This is a genomic window from Gordonia sp. VNK21 (assembly GCF_046098115.1).
Taxonomy (GTDB): Bacteria; Actinomycetota; Actinomycetes; order Mycobacteriales; family Mycobacteriaceae; genus Gordonia.
In genome coordinates this window covers 65,985-82,957 of sequence record NZ_JBJURU010000009.1, presented here as the reverse complement: position 1 = coordinate 82,957, position 16,973 = coordinate 65,985, and the positions used below count along the sequence as shown (strand labels likewise).

Genomic DNA, 16,973 nt, shown 5'->3' with positions numbered 1-16,973 from the left:
CCTGGACCGGCTGGTCCCCGAACTGCGGGACCGCTGGTCGGTCGCTGCGGTCGGCCTGGCCATCGCCGGCTTCCTGTCGCCGGACTGTTCGACGGTCCGTTTCGCCCCGCACCTGCCGTGGCTCGAGGCCGCCGTCCCCGGCGAGATGAGTGCACGCCTGGGCATCCCGGTCTTCGCCGAACACGATGCGAACTCGGCCGCGGTGGCCGAACTGCACTTCGGGGCCGCCGCCCGCGGCAACAACACCCTGGTCCTCGCGCTGGGCACCGGAATCGGCGCCGGCATGTTGCAGGACGGCCGCCTCTACCGCGGAAGTTTCGGCGTGGCACCGGAATTCGGGCACATCACCGTGGTGCCGGATGGCCGTCCGTGCGATTGCGGCAAACGCGGGTGCTGGGAACGGTACTGCAGCGGAACGGCATTGGTGGACACCGCCGTCGAGCTGCTGGCGTCGGCGGACCTGGGACATTCGGTCCTGGCCGCCGAGACCAACGCCGACCCCGGATCGCTGACCGGCCGCCGGGTGGCCGCGGCCGCCGCCGACGGCGATCCGGTCGCGACCGCGGCGTTCGCCGATCTGGCCCGCTGGCTCGGTCAGGGGCTGGCGATGATCGCCGACATCCTCGACCCGGATCTGATCGTGCTGGCCGGTGGACTCGGCGCGGCCTCGGGTCTCTACCTGGACGAGGCGCGCGAGCACTATGCGGCCATGGTCACCGGTGCCGGGCACCGGCAGCTGGCCCGGCTGCGGGCCACTCAGCTGGGCGAATCGGCCGGTGTCATCGGCGCTGCGCAGGTCGCCCGCGACGGTGTCGCCGGCCGCCGGGAGGCGGGCACCGTCGGCGGCCCGCGTGCACAGTAAAGTGAAGATCCACATCGTCGTGAAGTCCGCTCGGCGGGACTGGGGCGGCCGCCGGTGCCGCGGCCGGGAGATAAGAGGAGTGACGCTGCAGTGTTCTATTACCTGTTGAAGTATCTGCTGATCGGTCCGTCGCTCCGGCTGGTCGGCCGGCCGAAGATCGAAGGCCTCGAGAACCTGCCCAAGGACGGACCCGCGCTGCTGGCGAGCAACCATCTGGCCTTCGTCGACAGCCTGTATCTGCCGCTGATGGCGCCCCGCCGCATCTTCTTCCTGGCCAAGTCGGAGTACTTCACCGAGCCGGGCATCAAGGGCCGGCTCAAGAAGATGTTCTTCTCCGGTTCCGGCCAGATCCCGATCGACCGGTCCGGCGCCGACGCGGCGGCCGGCGCGCTGAGCGCGGGCAAGCGGGTGCTCGGCGGCGGCGGGCTGCTCTGCCTGTACCCGGAAGGAACCCGCAGCCCGGACGGCCGGCTGTACAAGGGCAAGACCGGGCTGGCGCGGATGGCACTGGAGACCGGTGTGCCGGTGCTGCCGGTGGCGATGATCGGCACCGACCGGATCAACCCGCCCGGCACCATCCTGCCGCGGCCGACTCGCATCACCGTCAAGATCGGTACGCCGCTGGACTTCTCCCGCTACGAGGGGATGGCGGGCAACCGGTTCATCGAGCGGGCGGTGACCGACGAGATCATGTACGAGCTGATGCGGATGAGCGGGCAGCAGTACGTCGACGTCTACGCGGCGACTCTGAAGAACCCGAAGCCCGCCCCGCCGGAGACCGCCGCCGACGGCACGGCCGCCTGACTCGTGCGGTACTTCTACGACTGCGAGTTCATCGAGGACGGCCGCACCATCGAGCTGGTCTCGATCGGAGTGGTCGGGGAGGACGGCCGCGAGTTCTATGCGGTGTCCACCGAGTTCGATCCGGGCCGCGCCGGACCCTGGGTGCGCAGTCATGTGCTCGACAAGCTGCCCTCGCCGGCGGACAAGGCCTGGCGCAGCCGCGCCCGCATCCGCGACGATCTGTACGAGTTCCTGCTGGCCGGGGACGGGACCGTGGAGCTGTGGGCCTGGGTGGGCGCCTACGACCACGTGGTGCTCTGTCAGTTGTGGGGTGACATGACCGCGCTGCCCCGCGAGCTTCCCCGGTTCACCCGCGAACTGCGCCAGCGGTGGGAGGAGGCCGGCAGTCCCGAACTGCCGGCGACCCCCAAGGACGCGCACAGCGCGCTGGCCGATGCCCGGCACAATCTGGTGCGCTGGAACACGATCGCCGCGTCCGCGCGGGGCTGAACCGCCCGCCCGCCGCGGCAAAGTCCGGACTCCCGGCCGGGCACGGCGGCCGGGACAGTACTCTTGGACATCGTGGTGAACTGGACCGTAGACGTGCCGATCGACGAGCTTCCCGAACTGCCCCCGCTGCCGGGCAGACTGGCCGAGCAGTTCGAGGATGTGATCTCCCGGCCGGCGCTGCAGCAGCCGAGCTGGCCCGCCGACGAGGCGCACCGGATGCGCACCGTCCTCGAGAGCGTTCCGCCGATCTGCATGCCCACCGAGGTGCAGTCGCTGTTCGGCCAGCTCGCCGAGGTGGCGCAGGGCCGTGCCTTCCTGCTGCAGGGCGGCGACTGCGCGGAGACCTTCGCCGCCAACACCGAACCGCACATCAAGGGCAACATCCGGACCCTGCTGCAGATGGCCGTGGTGCTCACCTACGGCGCCAGCGTGCCGGTGGTGAAGGTGGCCCGCATCGCCGGCCAGTACGCCAAGCCGCGGTCGGCCGACACCGATGCGCTCGGGCTGCTCTCGTACCGCGGTGACATGGTCAACTCGCTCGAAGCCGACGAGGCCGCGCGCGTGCACGATCCGTCGCGCCTGGTCCGGGCCTACGCGAACGCGGCGGCGGCGATGAACCTGGTGCGCGCGCTGACCGGTTCGGAGGCCCGGCTGGCCCGCGTGCACGACTGGAACCGCGAATTCGTCCGCACCTCGCCGGCCGGTGCCCGCTACGAGGCGCTGGCCGCCGAGATCGATCGCGGCCTGAAGTTCATGGATGCCTGCGGGGTCACCGACTCCTCGCTCGAATCGGCGTCGATCTTCGCCTCGCACGAGGCGCTGGTGATGGACTACGAGCGTGCCATGCTGCGGATGGCCGACGATCCGGCCGGCGGCGACGATCCGGTGCTCTACGACCTGTCGGCGCACTTCCTGTGGATCGGTGAGCGCACCCGTCAGCTCGACGGCGCGCATGTGGCGCTGGCCAAGATGATCGCCAACCCGATCGGCATCAAGATCGGCCCCACCACCTCCCCGGAGCTGGCGGTGCAGTACGTCGAGCAGCTCGATCCGGACAACCGTCCCGGCCGGCTCACCCTGGTCAGCCGGATGGGCAACGACAAGGTCCGCGAGGTGCTGCCGGAGATCGTCTCGGCGGTCGAGGCCACCGGGCACAAGGTGATCTGGCAGTGCGATCCGATGCACGGCAACACGCACACCGCGTCCACCGGCTTCAAGACCCGGCACTTCGACCGGATCGTCGACGAGGTCCAGGGCTTCTTCGAGGTGCACCGCGCCCTCGGCACCCATCCGGGCGGCATCCACATCGAGCTCACCGGTGAGGACGTCACCGAGTGTCTCGGTGGGGCGCAGGACATCTCGGACCTCGATCTGGAGGGCCGCTACGAGACGGCGTGCGATCCGCGGCTGAACACCCAGCAGTCGCTGGAACTGGCGTTCCTGGTCGCGGAGATGCTGCGCGGCTGACGCCGCCGCCACCGGCCCCGGCGGCGGCCGGACGCCGGTGACGCATGATCGACAGGTAGCCGAGCACCAGCACCGGCAGCACCACCAGGTCGGTCGCGTCCCGGTAGACGATGATCGGTGCGCCCTCCGCCGAGAGCGTGAGGACCTGCCGGAGCACGCCGATCGCGTGCTCGTAGGCATCGCCGACCGGCCCGATCAGCTTGACCGCCGCGAACCCGGCGCCGGCCACCGCGGTGTGCGCGAGCACCTCGTCGCCGGTGGTGTGCCACGGCCGGCGCAGAGAGCGCCGGGCGGCCTCGGCGAGGGACACCGTGATCATCGGCAGGACGAACAGACCCGCCACGTCGGACAGCTTGCCGGTGAGCGCATTGCCGAACAGCCCCTTGAACAGGTGATCGTTCAGCAGGAGCAGAGTCACGGCCCCCAGGGCGGGGACGGTGAGCAGCAGATCGCCCGGGCGGGCCGGTCCCGGCGCCGTCATCAGGACAGGTCGATCAGAGCCGAACCGCTGCCGAACAGGTCGCACTTGAACTGCAGCTGCAGATCGGTGGCCTGCTCGGGGATCTCGAAGTCCAGATCGCCGCGCAGGGTGCCGCCGGCGGGCACCTCGCCGTCGATCGTCGAGCCCCCGTCGGTGATGGTGATGTCGTGGCTGCGATTGTCGTTGTCCCGCAGGCTGAAACACATCACCGAGGAGACGGTCTGCGGGGAGTCGCTGCGGTTGGTCACCTGGGCATCCACCCGCACATAGCGTTCTCCGGGACTCGGAGAGATGAACTCGTTGCCGGGCAGGTACGGGTCGGTCACCTGGTTGACCTTGACCTGCCAGTCGCCGAGTTCGACGGTGTCGCCGACCGCGAAGTCGGCGGTCTGCGCGCTCGCCGGGCCGCCGTCGACCTTCTTCGCCTCGTTCTCCTCGCCGGAGGCGATGGTGGCGCCGAGGGCGAGTGCGGCTGCAGCGGCGACGGCCGCGGTACGGAGAAAACTCATCGGGGGGTCCTTTCGCTCGGCGCACGGGAATCGGTGCGCCGGAGTCCTTCCCGCCGGGGGAGTCCCGGCGGGTCGGTGCCGAAGATGCCAGCCGCCTCTGACAGATCAGGCCCGCCGACGGGCAGTTCAGCGGGTCGTGCGGGGCGTGGCCCCCGACGGTGAACTGGGCCGATGGGGCCGGGATGTCGGACGAACGGACGAATTCGTGCGGAGCGTGAAAAGCGGTGCCGCAGAAGCGGATCGGTCAGGACATCCAGGTGATGCCGAGGACCCAGCCGGCGGCGCCCAGCCCGACGGCGATGAGCAGCACCAGCAGCAGCCAGGCGGCCGCGGCGAGGGCGCTGCCGGTGTGCAGGCGGGACGGCGCCGGGCCGGGTGCGGACGGGGGAGCGGCCGGTCCGGCGGCGGAGTACATCCGGGTGCCCGGCGCGGACCGGCGAGATCCGGGCAGGGTCTGCTCGTCGGGATAGGCCGGCCGACGCTCATCCCGGTATCCGTCGTCGTAGTCGGGACCGTCGTAGTCGTCGGGGTGGCCGTAGTCGTCGGGGCGGTCGTAGTCGTCGGCGGGGCCGTATCCGTCGTCGTAGTCGCCGTACGCCTCATCGTCGTCGTACGGCTCCCCGCCGTAGTCCTGACCGCCGTAGTCCTGACCGCCGTCGCCATAGGCCGGGCCGGGATACGGGTCGCCGGCGGGCCGGTCGCGCAGGGGCGGCACCGGACGGGCGATGGCGGAGGTGACCCGGGCGGAGGCCTGCTGCGGGGCGGGCACGGTGAACGGCGGAAGCCCCAGGGTGTCCACGGCATCGAGGAGCGCGTGCTGCATGGCGAAGCCGTCGGGGAAGCGGTCGTCGGGGTGGCGTTCGGTGGCCGTCAGCACGATCTCGTCGATCTCCGGGGGCACCCCGGCGATCACATCGCCGGGCGCGGGAACGTCGTACGAGAGGCGCTGATAGGCCAGGGCGAGCGGCGTGTTCCCGCGGAAGGGCTGACGTCCGGTGAGCAGCTCGAACAGCAGGATGCCGGCCGAGTAGACGTCCGAGCGTGCGTCGATGTCGGTGGAGGCCACCTGCTCGGGGGACAGGTAGGCGGCGGTGCCGAGGATCACGCTGGCCGAGGTGACCCCGGCTTCGGCGACGGCGCGCACGAGCCCGAAGTCGGCCACCTTCACATCGCCGGTGTCGGAGATCAGCACGTTCTCCGGTTTGACGTCGCGATGCACCAGCCCGGCCCGGTGCGCGGTGCCCAGCCCGCCGAGGACCGGCACGCCCACCGAGGCGATGGCGTGCGGCGGCATCGGTCCGCGCTCGCGCAGCAACTCGCGCAGACTGCCGCCGCGCACCAGTTCCATCACCAGGAAGGCGATGTCACCGTCGATGCTCTGGTCGTAGACGGCCACCAGCCCGGGATGGTTGAGGCCGGCCACGGCGCGCGCCTCGAATTCGAACCGGCGCAGGAACAGCGGATCGCCCACGTAGCGGGCGTCCATCACCTTGATCGCCACCCGCCGGTGCAGGCGCAGGTCGGTGCCCACGTACACCGTCGACATGCCGCCGCGGGCGATCGGCGCGTCGATCCGGTAGCGCCGTTCGAGTACCCGGGAGAGCAGCGGGTCGTCGGAGGTGGTCACATTCGGAGAATCTACCGGCTGCCGGCCCGTTGATCGGTGACCCCGGCCGGGATTTCACCAGGCACGCCGGGCAGAGGCGCCGATGGCGGGTATTCTTCCCGGCGTGGCTTCCCTTCCGCTGTCCATCGACATCCTTCCCGACGACGCCGAGGTGATCGGGCTCGGCGAGGCCGCCGACCGGCTCGGCGTCTCCACCGGCCGGGTGCGCACACTGATCCGCGATCACAATCTGCTGGCGGCCTCGCGCGGCGGCGAGCCGGTGATCCCGGTGCTGTTCTTCGGCCCGGACGGGCTGGCCAAGCACTTCGAGGGTCTGGTGACCATCCTGCTCGACGGCGGCTACACCCGCGACGAGGCGCTGGCCTGGCTGTTCGCCGAGCAGGAGGATCTCGGTATCTGCCCGGCGCAGGCGCTGCACACGCATGCGGCGCGGGAAGTGATCCGGCGCGCGCAGGCTCAGGCCTTCTGAGCGGTCGCGCTCGGGGAGCGCGTCACTCGGCGGGCATCACCATGGCGGCTTTCGCCGCGCAGTAGCCGGCGAAGCCCGCCGGAGGCTGCCGGAGGCTGCCGGACCATCGAATGTTGTTCCCCACGGCCTGGTTTCAGATGGGCCCGGTGAGGTGCGGGTGAGGTTCCGCCGGTTCAGGATCGCGCGGGGCGCGGCGCGAGCAGTGCCGTCGCGGCATGCCGCAGCCGCCGGCGACGGGGCACCACGGCCCGGGCGGTGAGCACGGTGAATCCGGAATCCTCGATCTCGGTGAGGATCGCGGCGTACGAGGCGGCGGCCGCGGCGATCGCGGGCCGGGTACGGCCGGGCAGTGCGGCCACCGCCGGTGCCGCCCGGCGGTACTGATCCCGGTTCACCGCCACCAGGTGCGCGAGTGCGCGCCGCAGCGCCGGCGACGGTGCGCCGGCGCGCGCATCGGCGCGGAGCACGGCCTCGTCGACGCCGAACGCCGCCAGCTGGTCGGCCGGCAGATAGATCCGGTCGCGCCGCAGGTCCTCGCCTACGTCGCGCAGGAAGTTGGTGAGCTGGAAGGCCTCGCCGAGCAGAGCGGCGCCGTCGCGCAGTTCGGCCGGGTCGTGCACCCCCAGCACCGGAAGCAGTTGCAGTCCGATCACCGCCGCCGAGCCGTAGGTGTACTCGCCGAGTTCGGCGAAGTCGCGGTAGCGATTGCGGAAGCCGGGGCCGCCCGGCACGTCCATGGCCATCGAGCGGGCGAAGGCGGTGAAGGTGGCCGGATCGATGCGGTAGCGGGCGACGGTGTCGGCCAGGGCGGCGACCACCGCCCGCTGTGCTCCGGGCAGTCCGGGCGGCATCGGGTCCCCGGCCAGCGCGGCCGCGAGCGCGCCGGTGAGCCGGTCCAGGGCGGCTAGCCGCTCGGCCGGCGGGACCGGGCGCGGATCGTCGACGATGTCGTCGGCGATCCGCGCGTAGCCGTACAGGGCGGCCACCGCACGGCGGCCGTCGGCGGGCAGCAGCCGCGCCGCCAGATGGTAGGTGCGGCCGTGCCGGGCGGTGAGCTGTTCGGCGATCCGGTAGCCGTCGGCGACGCTGGACATTCAGGAGCGGACGCGTGGGCCGGCGATCGAGCGCAGCCGCAGCGGGTCGGGCCGGCCGAGGGAGACCGCCGCCAGGACCGCCAGGCCCACCGCCAGCACCGTCTCGAGCGGCTTGTAGAAGAGGATCGAGTCGTCGGGCTGGAAGACGATCAGGTAGTACACGCTGATCCCGACGATCAGTCGGCGCGTCCACAGCGGCAGCTCGAAGGCCACCGCGAAGACCAGCGTCCAGACGTAGTACCAGGGCAGGGTGGACGGTTCGAGGAGCAGCACAGCGAGCATCGCCCAGCCCGCACCGGCCATGGCGGCGCGGGCACCGGACCGGAAACGCCACCACAGCCACACCAGCACCAGCACCATCACCACCGTGCCGATGGCACGGGTCACCGGCAGGATCTCCTGCAGGTTCCAGCGCGCCCACGGGATGGACGCGCCCATCACCAGATGGCCGACCAGGCTCGGGATGGTGAACGGATTGATGATGCGCGAGGCCCAGGACAGGCCGTTGACCCAGCCCACACCCAGACCGAGGATCAGGGTGAACCCGCCGAAGACGGCGGCGGGCAGGGCGGCGGTGGCCGCGAAGATCCCGACCCGGTCGCGCAGGGTGACCGGCCGCCGGGCGCGCAGATGGTCGAGCCAGATCCAGAGCATGAACGGGATCGCCACCCCGGCGGTCACCTTGATCGACATCGACAGTCCCAGGACCAGCAGGCCGCTCACATGCCTGCCGTCGAGCACAAGGGCCACTCCGGCGGCCAGGAAACCCATCATCAGCAGTTCCAGATGCGGTCCGCCCACCAGATGGAGCAGCAGCACCGGATTGAGCAGGATCAGCCACAGCGCCTGACGGCGGCCCGCGCCGAAGTGCCCGGCGATGCGCGGCAGCGCCCACAGCGCCAGCGCCAGGCCGGGCAGCAGAACCAGCCGGGTGACGAAGACGCCGGCGAAGACGTTCTCACCGGTCACCGCCACCACACCGCGCATGAGCAGCAGGAACGCCGGGCCGTACGGGGAGGTGGTGGTGGCCCAGATCTGCGCCATCGAGTCGACGATCGGACCCGGGACGTGTGCCGGACCGTCCAGATACGGATCGAAGCCGGGCCCCAGCAGTGCCGCCTGCCCCAGATAGGCGTAGACGTCGCGGCTGAACATCGGGACTGCGAACAACAGCGGCGCCGCCCAGAGGGCCACCGCCCAGCGCGCCGACCGCAGGTCCAGCTCGCTGCGGCCGCCGGCCAGTTCCCGGCCCAGACGCACCCAGGCGACCACCAGCGCGGCGGCGCCGAGCCAGAAGGCGATCCCGGAGAGAGTCTTGCCGTGGCCGTAGCTCATCGGGGCCAGACCCAGCCCGGTCAGCGTGGCGTCGTTGCGCGGGATGTCCGCGACGCCGTAGCTGCCGACGGTCACCAGCACTGCGCCGAGCAGACCGAGTGCGGTGTTCGGATAGCGGCGCAGCAGCGCGGCCGGTGCGCGGCCGGCAGCGGTCACCGGGGCGGTCATCGCGGCTCCGGGAGACCGAGCAGCGCCAGCGCGCGCTGCGCGGCGAGCTTGCCGGAGACCAGCACCGGCGGAATGCCCACGCCGGGCACCGTGGCGCTGCCGGCCAGGAACAGATTGCCCACTCCGGGCCACCGGTTGCGGGTGCGCAGCGGGCCGGTCTGGCGCACGGTGTGCGCTGCGGAGAACGGCGTGCCGCCGGGAAGTCCGGCCCGGAGCCAGCTGCCCGGATGATCCACCCGCCGCACGTGCAGGCCGTCGATGCCGGGGTAGCCGCGGCCGGCCAGCACGCCGAGGACCTCGGCCGTGTACGCCGGTGCCAGCGTCTCCCAGTCCAGTGGTGCCGTCACCAGATTCGGGGTCGGTGCGAGCACGGAGATCGATTCGAGCCCGTCACGGACGAAGGTGTCCGGGTCGCTCACGGCGGGCCGGGTGATCAGGAACGAGCCGTCGGTCATCGGGGTGCCGCGGCGGCCGGTGATCTCGGCGAAGGTCCGCGTCCAGGCCGCACCGAAGTCCACGGTGTGGTGGCCGCTGCGCCAGGTGTCGGCCGCGCCGGCCGGGAGCAGTCCGTGCACCACCACCGCGCTGGGCGAATACCGCAGCCGACGGCGGGTCGGGCGTCCCAGCAGCCCGGCCACCTGATCGCGTTCGCCGGTGGCGACGACCACGTCGGCGGGCAGCCGCCGGCCGTCGTCGGTGTGCACGCCGACCACCGCCCGGCCGCTGGTCTCGATGCGCACCGCGCGGGTGCGGTACTCGATCTCGGTGCCGGCCGCGGTGAGCTCGCCGGCCAGCACCTCGCCGATGCGGCCCATGCCGCCGGCCGGGGCGCTGAGCCCGTGACCGATGTCCATGTCGGGGATGATCGCGTAGATCGCACGCGCCCGGGCGGGCGGCACCCCGGCGTAGAGGGCCTGGAAGGTGAACGTGCGCTGCAGCCGTTCGTCGTCGACGAAGCGGGCGATCGCGGCGGTGAGCCCGCCCAGGGTCCGCAGCCGCACCAGATCGGCGGCGGCCCGCCGGGTGCGGGCGTCCAGCAGACCCGGCAGCGAATCGTAATTGCGGTCGAAGAAGACCCCGTACTCGGTCTGGTCCACTCGGCGCAGCCAGTCCAGCAGGGCGGGGACGCCGGCCCCGGCCCCGGCGCCGAAGGCCGCGTCGGCTGCGGCCGCCAGCCGTCCGGTGTCGCGGGGGACCCGCAGACTGGTGCCGTCGGCGTAATTCATCACATAGCCGGGGTCCACGCGCCGCAGCGCGAGCGCCGCCCGTACCCGGGCCGCCGGCACGCCGAGCGGTGCGAGGGCCTCCTCGATCAGGCCGGGCATGGTGAGAACCGTTGCGCCGGTGTCGAAGCGGTGACCGTCGACGGTCTCGGTGCGGACCAGTCCGCCCGGCGCGCCGGTGGCCTCGAGGACGGTGACGGCGCAGCCCGCCCCGCGCAGGGCGGCGGCCGCGGCCAGACCGGAGAGTCCGGCGCCGATGACGACGGCGCGGCGCTGCGGGCCGCGGGAGGAGATCACGGCCGGACTCACTTCGTCCGGTCGGTGATCTGGTGGGCGAGGGTGGTGAGGTCGGCGCGGGCGGCGGCGTCCACCGGCAGCTCGGCGATCTGCGCCAGCGCGGTGTCCCGGTGTCCGGCGATCTGCCGTTCCACTTCGGCGACGGCGCCCGATTCGACCAGCACTGCCCGGGCGGCGGCCAGTTCGGCGTCGTCGAGCGGCCGGCCGAGCAGCTCGCGCAGGCGCTGGGCGTCGGCGGGGGCGGCCTCGGCGAGCGCGAGCCCGAGCAGCACCGTGCGCTTGCCGGCGATCAGATCGTCGCCGGACGGTTTGCCGGTCTGCGCGGGATCGCCGAAGACGCCGAGCAGATCGTCGCGCAGCTGGAAGGCCAGCCCCAGCCCGGTACCGATCCGGTGCAGGTCCTGCTGTAGGCCGGTCGACGAGACCGCGAGTGCCGCACCGAGTTCCAGCGGCCGTGCCACCGTGTAGGCGGCGGTCTTGTACTCCATCACCCGGTAACTGGCCATGATGGACTCGTCGCCGGAGGCCTCGTTGACGATGTCGAGGAGCTGTCCGCCCAGGACTTCGGTGCGCATCCGGGACCATAGGGCCGGGACACCGGACGGCAGCGGGGCCGGTGCCGGATGCGGGGCCGGCCGGTAGCCGTGCACCAGATCGTCGGCCCAGGCCAGGGCCAGGTCGCCGATCAGGATCGCCACCGATGCGCCGTGGTGGGCGGCATCGCCGGACCAGCCGTGCTCGCGGTGGGCCTGTTCGAAGACCCGGTGCACGGTGGGACGGCCGCGCCGGGTGTCCGACCGGTCGAGGATGTCGTCGTGCACCAGGGCGCACGCCTGAACCAGTTCGACGGCCGCACCGACCCGCAGGACGGTCGCCGGATCGGCCGGCTCCCCGGGGGCCGTCGGACCGCCGGACTGTTCGCTGCTGCCGCACCGCCAGCCGGCGTACAGGAACAGCGGCCGCACCCGCTTGCCGCCACCGAGGACGAAGTCCGCCAGGGCGGCGCCGGTCTGGGCCACCGCCGGGTAGATCTCCTCCAGCGGACCGGCCACGGAGCCGAAGAACTCGGCCAGCACGTCGTCGACGGCGCCGGGTACCTGCTGGAGAGTCAACACGCCCCTGAGGGTACCGGCCCGCACGACGCCTCTCGGCACCGCTCACCGCAGTTCGTGGACCATACGGCCACGGCCGGGTCAAGCCGGGCGGCGGGGCTGCGTTAAATCCCACGCGGAAGTGCTTCGGCGCGTACCGCATCCGTATGATCGGGCATGTGAGTTTCCCCACCGACGATGCCGCCGTACCCGCCGTGACCACCCCCGCAGCCGCTGCAGGTGCCTCCGTCGTGGAGCGTTTGGCACTGCCGCACAGTGGGCCTATCCCGTTCTCCGTGGAGTTCTTCCCGCCGAAGACCGAGGCCGACGAGGCCCGGCTGTGGCGCGCGGTGCGGATCTTCGAGCGGATGAATCCGGCGTTCGTGTCGCTGACCTACGGCGCCGGCGGCTCGACCCGCGACCGCACCGTGCGCATCGCGGGGGAGCTGGCCACCGAGACCACGTTGACCACGGTGGCGCATCTGACCGCGGTCGATCACAGCATCGCCGAACTGCGCGGTCTGGTGGGCGCGTACGCCGACAAGGGCATCACCAATCTGCTCGCTCTGCGCGGCGACCCGCCCGGGGATCCGCTGGGGCAGTGGGTGGCGCACCCGGAGGGACTGCACTACGCCTCCGAACTGGTCGAGCTGATCGGCGGACTCGGTGATTTCCACACCGGTGTGGCGTCGTTCCCCGAGGGGCACCATCGCGCCCCGAACCTGGCCGCCGACACCGGCAATCTGGTGCGCAAGCTCCGGTCCGGTGCCGAGTACTCGGTGACGCAGGTGTTCTTCGACGTCGAGTTCTATCTGCGTCTGCGCGACCGTGTGGTGGCCGCCGACTCCGAGCAGGGCGCCAAACCGCTGATCCCGGGGCTGATGCCGATCACCTCGCTGGCCAGCGCCCGCCGGATGGTCTCGCTCTCGGGCAGCGTGCTGCCGCCGGCGGTGGAGGAGCGGCTGGTCACCGCGGCCGGCGACGGCCCCGAGGAGGACCGCGCCGCGGTCCGGGCCGTCGGCATCGATCTGTGCACGGAGATGGCGCAGCGGCTGATCGACGAGGGCGCACCGTGCCTGCACTTCTGCAGCCTGAACTTCGCCAAGGCCACCAGCGAGGTGCTCGAGCGCGTCGGTGTGGACACCCGCGGCGCGCTGCAGCCGGCCTGAGTCCGGCCCGGTCTCAGCGGTCGGCGGAGGCCGACCGGTCCGCGTTCGGGTCCGCCGTCCCGGTCCCGGGTGCCTCCCCGTCCGGCGCATCCCTGTCCGGCGCATCTCTGTCCGGCGCATCGCTGTCCGACGCGTCCCGGTCCTTCGTGGAGGTGTCCGAGGAGGAAGCGTCCGATGTGGAATCGTCCGATGTGGAGGTGTCACCGTCCGGGCCGTCGGCGTGGCCGGTGGTCTTGGCCACGACCGACTTCACCGCATCGCGGACCACGTCGCCGGTCTCCCTGACCTGACGGGGGCGGCCCGGCCGCGGGGAGCGGTCCCGGGTCATATACGCCAGCCAGGCGATGAGCAGGACCACCAGCAGCGCGATGATCACCACGAACCAGGTCCAGCTGGGCACGGCGGCGGTCGCCGGATCGGCGTACTCCGCGTCGGCGATGAACTCGGCGTTCCCGCCGCCGGGCGGGGTCCAGGTGACCGAGTCGTCGGCGCCCTGCTGGCCGTTGGTGGCGACGATGGGACCGGCGAACTCGACGGTGATCGAGACGAAGTAGTTGTCGGCGGGCAGCGCGGTGAGGTTGGTGCCGCCGCGCAGCCGCACGATGTCGCCGCTGCGGCTGGCCGACAGATCCACCGTGTTGCCGTCCGGAAGGGCACTGGCGATGATGTCGCCGAGCTGCGAGAACTGGCCGGTGGTCAGATCGGTGAACCGCAGCCGGGAGCCGGTCTTGTCGCCCGCCGGGCCGTCGGTGGCCGGGGCGCTGCCATCGTCGGTCTCCGGAAAGTCGTACACCGCGACCGCGCCGGACAGCGACGCCGGAACGTCGAAGGTCGGCGGGGTGGGGCCGGTCGCCGGGCTGGCGGCGACCACGACGACGCCGGAGAACAGATCGCCGACGTTCTCCGAGCGGGTGAGGCAGCCGCTGAGCAGCGGGGTCAGGGCCAGCAGAGCGGCCAGCGCGAGGAGAGCCGGGCGGAACAGACGTCTGGGCTGGGTCACGCTCACATCGTGCCAGACCCGGGCGGCAACGGGAGGGAACGACCGAGGAAGGCGAACGGCCGCGGGTCGCCGGGGAAGCTGAAGTGGCGCAGCACGTCGCCGAATCCGAGCCGGCGGTACAGGGTCCAGGCGCGGTTCGCCTCGCCGGTCACCTCCGGGGTCGACAGCAGCACCTGCGACTCGGGGCGGTCGGTGAGCAGGCGGCGCAGCAGCGCCTCGCCGGTGCCCTGTCCCTGAGCCAGCGGATGCACGTGCAGTTCGGTGAGCTCGAAGTAGTCGCTGATCACCGCCTGCGCCTCCTCGGGAGTCCAGCCGGCCAGCCTCATGCCGGTGCGCAACTGCTGATTCCACCATTGATCGGCGGCCCCGGTGTAGCCGTAGGCGACACCGACGAGCACGTCGCGTTCGCCGGGCGCCCACGGGGCCTGCACGCGCAGGCGGCGGACGGCCGGCCGCAGCAGTTCGGCGGCGCTGACGGTGGTGACGGCGCCGATCGCGGTCCAGCCGGGCCGCCGCAGGTGCTCACGCCACAGGGCGAGCCGGTTGTACTCGGTGCCGCGCGGATAGTTCATCGCCGTGACGTAGGTGTGGACGGCCGGCTGCAACCAGATGTCCGCGTCGGCCGCAGGGAGCGGCGTCAGGCGCACGGACACGGGCGTCCTCCTTCGGCGGTCGGTGAATCTGCTGAGAACCCGCAGCGATTGAGCACAGCGTAATCGGCGTTTGCCCGGACAGGGGGGAGTGGGTCTACCCTGGAGCCTATCGAACTGCAGTTCGATTACTGTGGGCGGCGGATCCGGTGGGGAAGACACCGGCTCCGCCGCCCCGCCACCCTCGGCTCCCGCGGCGCCGTCCCGCCGAAATGTCAGAGGCCTGTGAGACGTTCTGGTGCAGCAGCAACAGGAGCGAGGTGAGCGACGGCGATGGCGACCACACGGACGACGGCGACGACGCGGCGGGCGGTGAACCGGGCCGAACCCGATCCGCGGGTGATCGGGCGCAGCCGGGATCTGCTCGAGCGGGCGGAGACCCTCTTCGATCAGGCGGCCGGGGTGCACGACGACGGTGCCGAGCGTTTCCGTCAGTTCTATCTGGCCGCGATCCGGGCCGCGGGTGCGGTGCTTGCCGTTCACGAGCCGCCCGGACCGGTCCGGCGACGCCGGGATGCGCGGGATGCGTGGAGCCGGATCAAGGCGGTGGCCCCGGAGTATGCGGAGCTGGCCGAGTACTTCGGCGGACTGTCCCAGATGCGTTCTAACGTCGAGGCCGGCCTGGTACGCACCGTGGATCCGACGCTGTGCGCGCGTGTCGAACGCCGCGCCATGGAGTTCCTGGACGCCGCCGACGCCACCCTGCTGTCGTACGAACAGGGGCATATCGGCGGGGTGTCTTCGGCGCTGGGGGCGTGATGGACGGGCGATTCGCGCCCGGGGTGTCGTACGGAACGGGCAAGTGGGTGGTCGAGAGTCCGGCAAGCTCCTATCATGGAGGAGAGCGGGCGGTTCGCGCCGTTCGTCGTCGCCGAGGAAATAAGGAGGGTGCCGGTGCCGCTTTCGGAGCACGAGCAGCGGATGCTCGACGAGATTGAGAGCGCGCTGTACGCGGAGGATCCCAAGTTCGCCTCGGCGGTGACTAAGCAGCGCGTGGGCGGTGTCACCACACGGCGCCGCATACAGGCCGCCGCATTGATCGTGGTGGGCCTGGCACTGCTGGTCGGCGGACTGATGGTGGACATCGAGGTCGGCGGTCTGAAGATCGTCAGCCTGGTGGGCTTCCTGCTGATGTTCGTCGGCGGACTGCTCCTGCTGATCCGTCCGCGCGCCAAGCAGGGCGCCGGTGGCGGCGCCAAGCCGTCCGGCCGATCGCGCCCGGCGGCTGATCGTGGATCGTTCAGCAGCCGGATGGAAGAGCGATTCAACAAGCGGTTCCACCAGGACGGCTTCTAACAGCACAGATCACAGGCCGCGGCCCCTCCCGAACGGGAGGGGCCGCGGCCTTTTCGTCGTGTCCGGAGGGGCCGGCCGCTCCCGCCCGGACGCCCGGTCCCCACAGCGCCCCACCGGGTCGCCCCACTTCTCCCCACCCGGGTTCCCCACTTCTCCCCACTTGGCGAGGTAGAGGTGCAACTTCTGCCACTTAACTGGTGTTTCTTCTCATCTATGCGGGCAACACGCCGTTCCTAGGATGCCGACTTTCCTGAGAATTGCGTTCGTGTAATCCGCATTGACCTGCATAAATAGTCATCAAGGGGGAGGGGGTGGGGTGATTGGGGTGGAAAGTGGAGGAAAGTGGGGTAATCTTGCAGTCACTGGTCCACGGGAATCCGGAATCCGCGGATCGGTACGGGGCAAGGAGGTGTCGGCGTGGCTCGTTTCGTCGGCACTTACGCGCCCAAGCTCGATGACAAAGGGCGGCTCACACTGCCCGCCAAGTTCCGCGAGGCACTGTCAGGAGGGGTCGTGGTCAGCAGAGGCCAAGATTTCAGCTTGTCGGTGTATCCGGCTGAGGAGTTCGACGTCATCGCCGAGAAAGCGGCGAAGGCATCGCGCAACGATCCGGAGGCCCGCGCCTTCGTCCGGCTGTTTTTGGCCGGCGCCGACGAGCAGAAGCTCGACGGACAGGGCCGGGTGAACCTCTCGGCCGAGTTCCGCGACTACGCGAAGCTCGCCAAGGAATGCGTCGTCACCGGGCAGTACGACCACCTGGAGATCTGGGACGCCGCCCGCTGGGAGGCCTACCAGAGCCAGTTCGAGGATGCCTACGCCGCCGCCGGCTCGGCAGCGCTGGACGCGATTCTCTAGTCAATTGAAGAACTGGGCCGCTGCGGTGAGACGAGGCCTCGGCCCGATCGCCCCTGACGTACTTCCCCAACGCCAGGTGCGGATCGG

Annotated in this window: 17 protein-coding genes; 9 read left to right on the top strand and 8 right to left on the bottom strand. The window is 71.3% G+C overall.

Annotation, left to right across the window (positions count from 1 at the left end; translation table 11 throughout):
• The 4 genes from ACJMNC_RS11340 to ACJMNC_RS11325 all read left to right on the top strand — a co-directional run.
• Window positions 1-862 (top strand): ROK family protein (locus ACJMNC_RS11340; RefSeq protein WP_408948060.1); only part of this gene is annotated, 862 nt, incomplete at its 5' end.
• A 90-nt stretch (window positions 863-952) separates the two neighbouring features.
• Window positions 953-1,666 (top strand): lysophospholipid acyltransferase family protein, encoded by a 714-nt coding sequence (locus ACJMNC_RS11335; protein WP_408948059.1) that lies wholly within the window; start codon window positions 953-955, stop codon window positions 1,664-1,666.
• A 3-nt stretch (window positions 1,667-1,669) separates the two neighbouring features.
• On the top strand, window positions 1,670-2,155 hold the full coding sequence (locus ACJMNC_RS11330) for a polyadenylate-specific 3'-exoribonuclease AS (protein WP_408948058.1): 486 nt from the start codon (window positions 1,670-1,672) through the stop codon (window positions 2,153-2,155).
• 72 nt (window positions 2,156-2,227) lie between these two features.
• Window positions 2,228-3,622, top strand: a complete 1,395-nt coding sequence (locus tag ACJMNC_RS11325) for a class II 3-deoxy-7-phosphoheptulonate synthase (protein WP_408948057.1) — start codon at window positions 2,228-2,230, stop codon at window positions 3,620-3,622.
• A 480-nt stretch (window positions 3,623-4,102) separates the two neighbouring features.
• Here ACJMNC_RS11325 and ACJMNC_RS11320 read toward each other — a convergent pair whose 3' ends face one another.
• Together ACJMNC_RS11320 and ACJMNC_RS11315 are read right to left on the bottom strand one after the other, a co-directional pair.
• On the bottom strand, window positions 4,103-4,612 hold the full coding sequence (locus ACJMNC_RS11320; protein ID WP_408948056.1) for a DUF4352 domain-containing protein: 510 nt from the start codon (window positions 4,610-4,612) through the stop codon (window positions 4,103-4,105).
• Between the two features lie 244 nt (window positions 4,613-4,856).
• Window positions 4,857-6,239: a protein kinase domain-containing protein gene (locus ACJMNC_RS11315; protein WP_408948055.1), complete on the bottom strand. Its 1,383-nt coding sequence runs from the start codon at window positions 6,237-6,239 to the stop codon at window positions 4,857-4,859.
• A gap of 103 nt (window positions 6,240-6,342) precedes the next feature.
• On the opposite strand from ACJMNC_RS11315, the gene ACJMNC_RS11310 reads away from it, so the two are divergent.
• On the top strand, window positions 6,343-6,708 hold the full coding sequence (locus ACJMNC_RS11310) for an Rv2175c family DNA-binding protein (RefSeq protein ID WP_408948054.1): 366 nt from the start codon (window positions 6,343-6,345) through the stop codon (window positions 6,706-6,708).
• Window positions 6,709-6,881: 173 nt separating this feature from the next.
• Here the strand turns inward: ACJMNC_RS11310 and ACJMNC_RS11305 are convergent, their stop codons facing one another.
• Genes ACJMNC_RS11305 through ACJMNC_RS11290 form a run of 4 tightly spaced genes read right to left on the bottom strand, consistent with a single transcriptional unit; the run spans window position 6,882 to window position 11,940 of the window.
• Window positions 6,882-7,802 carry a phytoene/squalene synthase family protein gene (locus ACJMNC_RS11305; protein ID WP_408948053.1) on the bottom strand — a complete coding sequence of 307 codons (921 nt, stop codon included), beginning with the start codon at window positions 7,800-7,802 and terminating at the stop codon, window positions 6,882-6,884.
• Window positions 7,803-9,305 (bottom strand): polyprenol phosphomannose-dependent alpha 1,6 mannosyltransferase MptB, encoded by a 1,503-nt coding sequence (gene mptB / locus ACJMNC_RS11300; protein ID WP_408948052.1) that lies wholly within the window; start codon window positions 9,303-9,305, stop codon window positions 7,803-7,805.
• On the bottom strand, window positions 9,302-10,825 hold the full coding sequence (gene crtI, locus ACJMNC_RS11295) for a phytoene desaturase family protein (RefSeq protein WP_408948051.1): 1,524 nt from the start codon (window positions 10,823-10,825) through the stop codon (window positions 9,302-9,304). The genes mptB and crtI overlap by 4 nt, the downstream gene beginning before the upstream one ends.
• A gap of 8 nt (window positions 10,826-10,833) precedes the next feature.
• Window positions 10,834-11,940 carry a polyprenyl synthetase family protein gene (locus ACJMNC_RS11290; protein ID WP_408948050.1) on the bottom strand — a complete coding sequence of 369 codons (1,107 nt, stop codon included), beginning with the start codon at window positions 11,938-11,940 and terminating at the stop codon, window positions 10,834-10,836.
• A 155-nt stretch (window positions 11,941-12,095) separates the two neighbouring features.
• On the opposite strand from ACJMNC_RS11290, the gene ACJMNC_RS11285 reads away from it, so the two are divergent.
• Complete coding sequence (locus tag ACJMNC_RS11285; RefSeq protein ID WP_408948049.1) at window positions 12,096-13,085, top strand: methylenetetrahydrofolate reductase; 990 nt, start codon at window positions 12,096-12,098, stop codon at window positions 13,083-13,085.
• A 13-nt stretch (window positions 13,086-13,098) separates the two neighbouring features.
• Here the strand turns inward: ACJMNC_RS11285 and ACJMNC_RS11280 are convergent, their stop codons facing one another.
• Together ACJMNC_RS11280 and ACJMNC_RS11275 are read right to left on the bottom strand one after the other, a co-directional pair.
• Window positions 13,099-14,085 carry an LppM family (lipo)protein gene (locus tag ACJMNC_RS11280; RefSeq protein ID WP_408948048.1) on the bottom strand — a complete coding sequence of 329 codons (987 nt, stop codon included), beginning with the start codon at window positions 14,083-14,085 and terminating at the stop codon, window positions 13,099-13,101.
• Between the two features lie 2 nt (window positions 14,086-14,087).
• Window positions 14,088-14,738 carry a GNAT family N-acetyltransferase gene (locus tag ACJMNC_RS11275; RefSeq protein ID WP_408948047.1) on the bottom strand — a complete coding sequence of 217 codons (651 nt, stop codon included), beginning with the start codon at window positions 14,736-14,738 and terminating at the stop codon, window positions 14,088-14,090.
• A gap of 270 nt (window positions 14,739-15,008) precedes the next feature.
• On the opposite strand from ACJMNC_RS11275, the gene ACJMNC_RS11270 reads away from it, so the two are divergent.
• From ACJMNC_RS11270 to mraZ, 3 genes are all read left to right on the top strand, one after another.
• A complete protein-coding gene (locus ACJMNC_RS11270; RefSeq protein ID WP_408948046.1) occupies window positions 15,009-15,494 on the top strand; it encodes an SAV_6107 family HEPN domain-containing protein in 486 nt (161 codons plus the stop codon).
• A gap of 135 nt (window positions 15,495-15,629) precedes the next feature.
• Complete coding sequence (locus ACJMNC_RS11265) at window positions 15,630-16,031, top strand: DUF3040 domain-containing protein (RefSeq protein ID WP_408948177.1); 402 nt, start codon at window positions 15,630-15,632, stop codon at window positions 16,029-16,031.
• Between the two features lie 417 nt (window positions 16,032-16,448).
• Window positions 16,449-16,886, top strand: a complete 438-nt coding sequence (gene mraZ, locus ACJMNC_RS11260; protein WP_408948045.1) for a division/cell wall cluster transcriptional repressor MraZ — start codon at window positions 16,449-16,451, stop codon at window positions 16,884-16,886.
• Window positions 16,887-16,973: the final 87 nt, after the last annotated feature.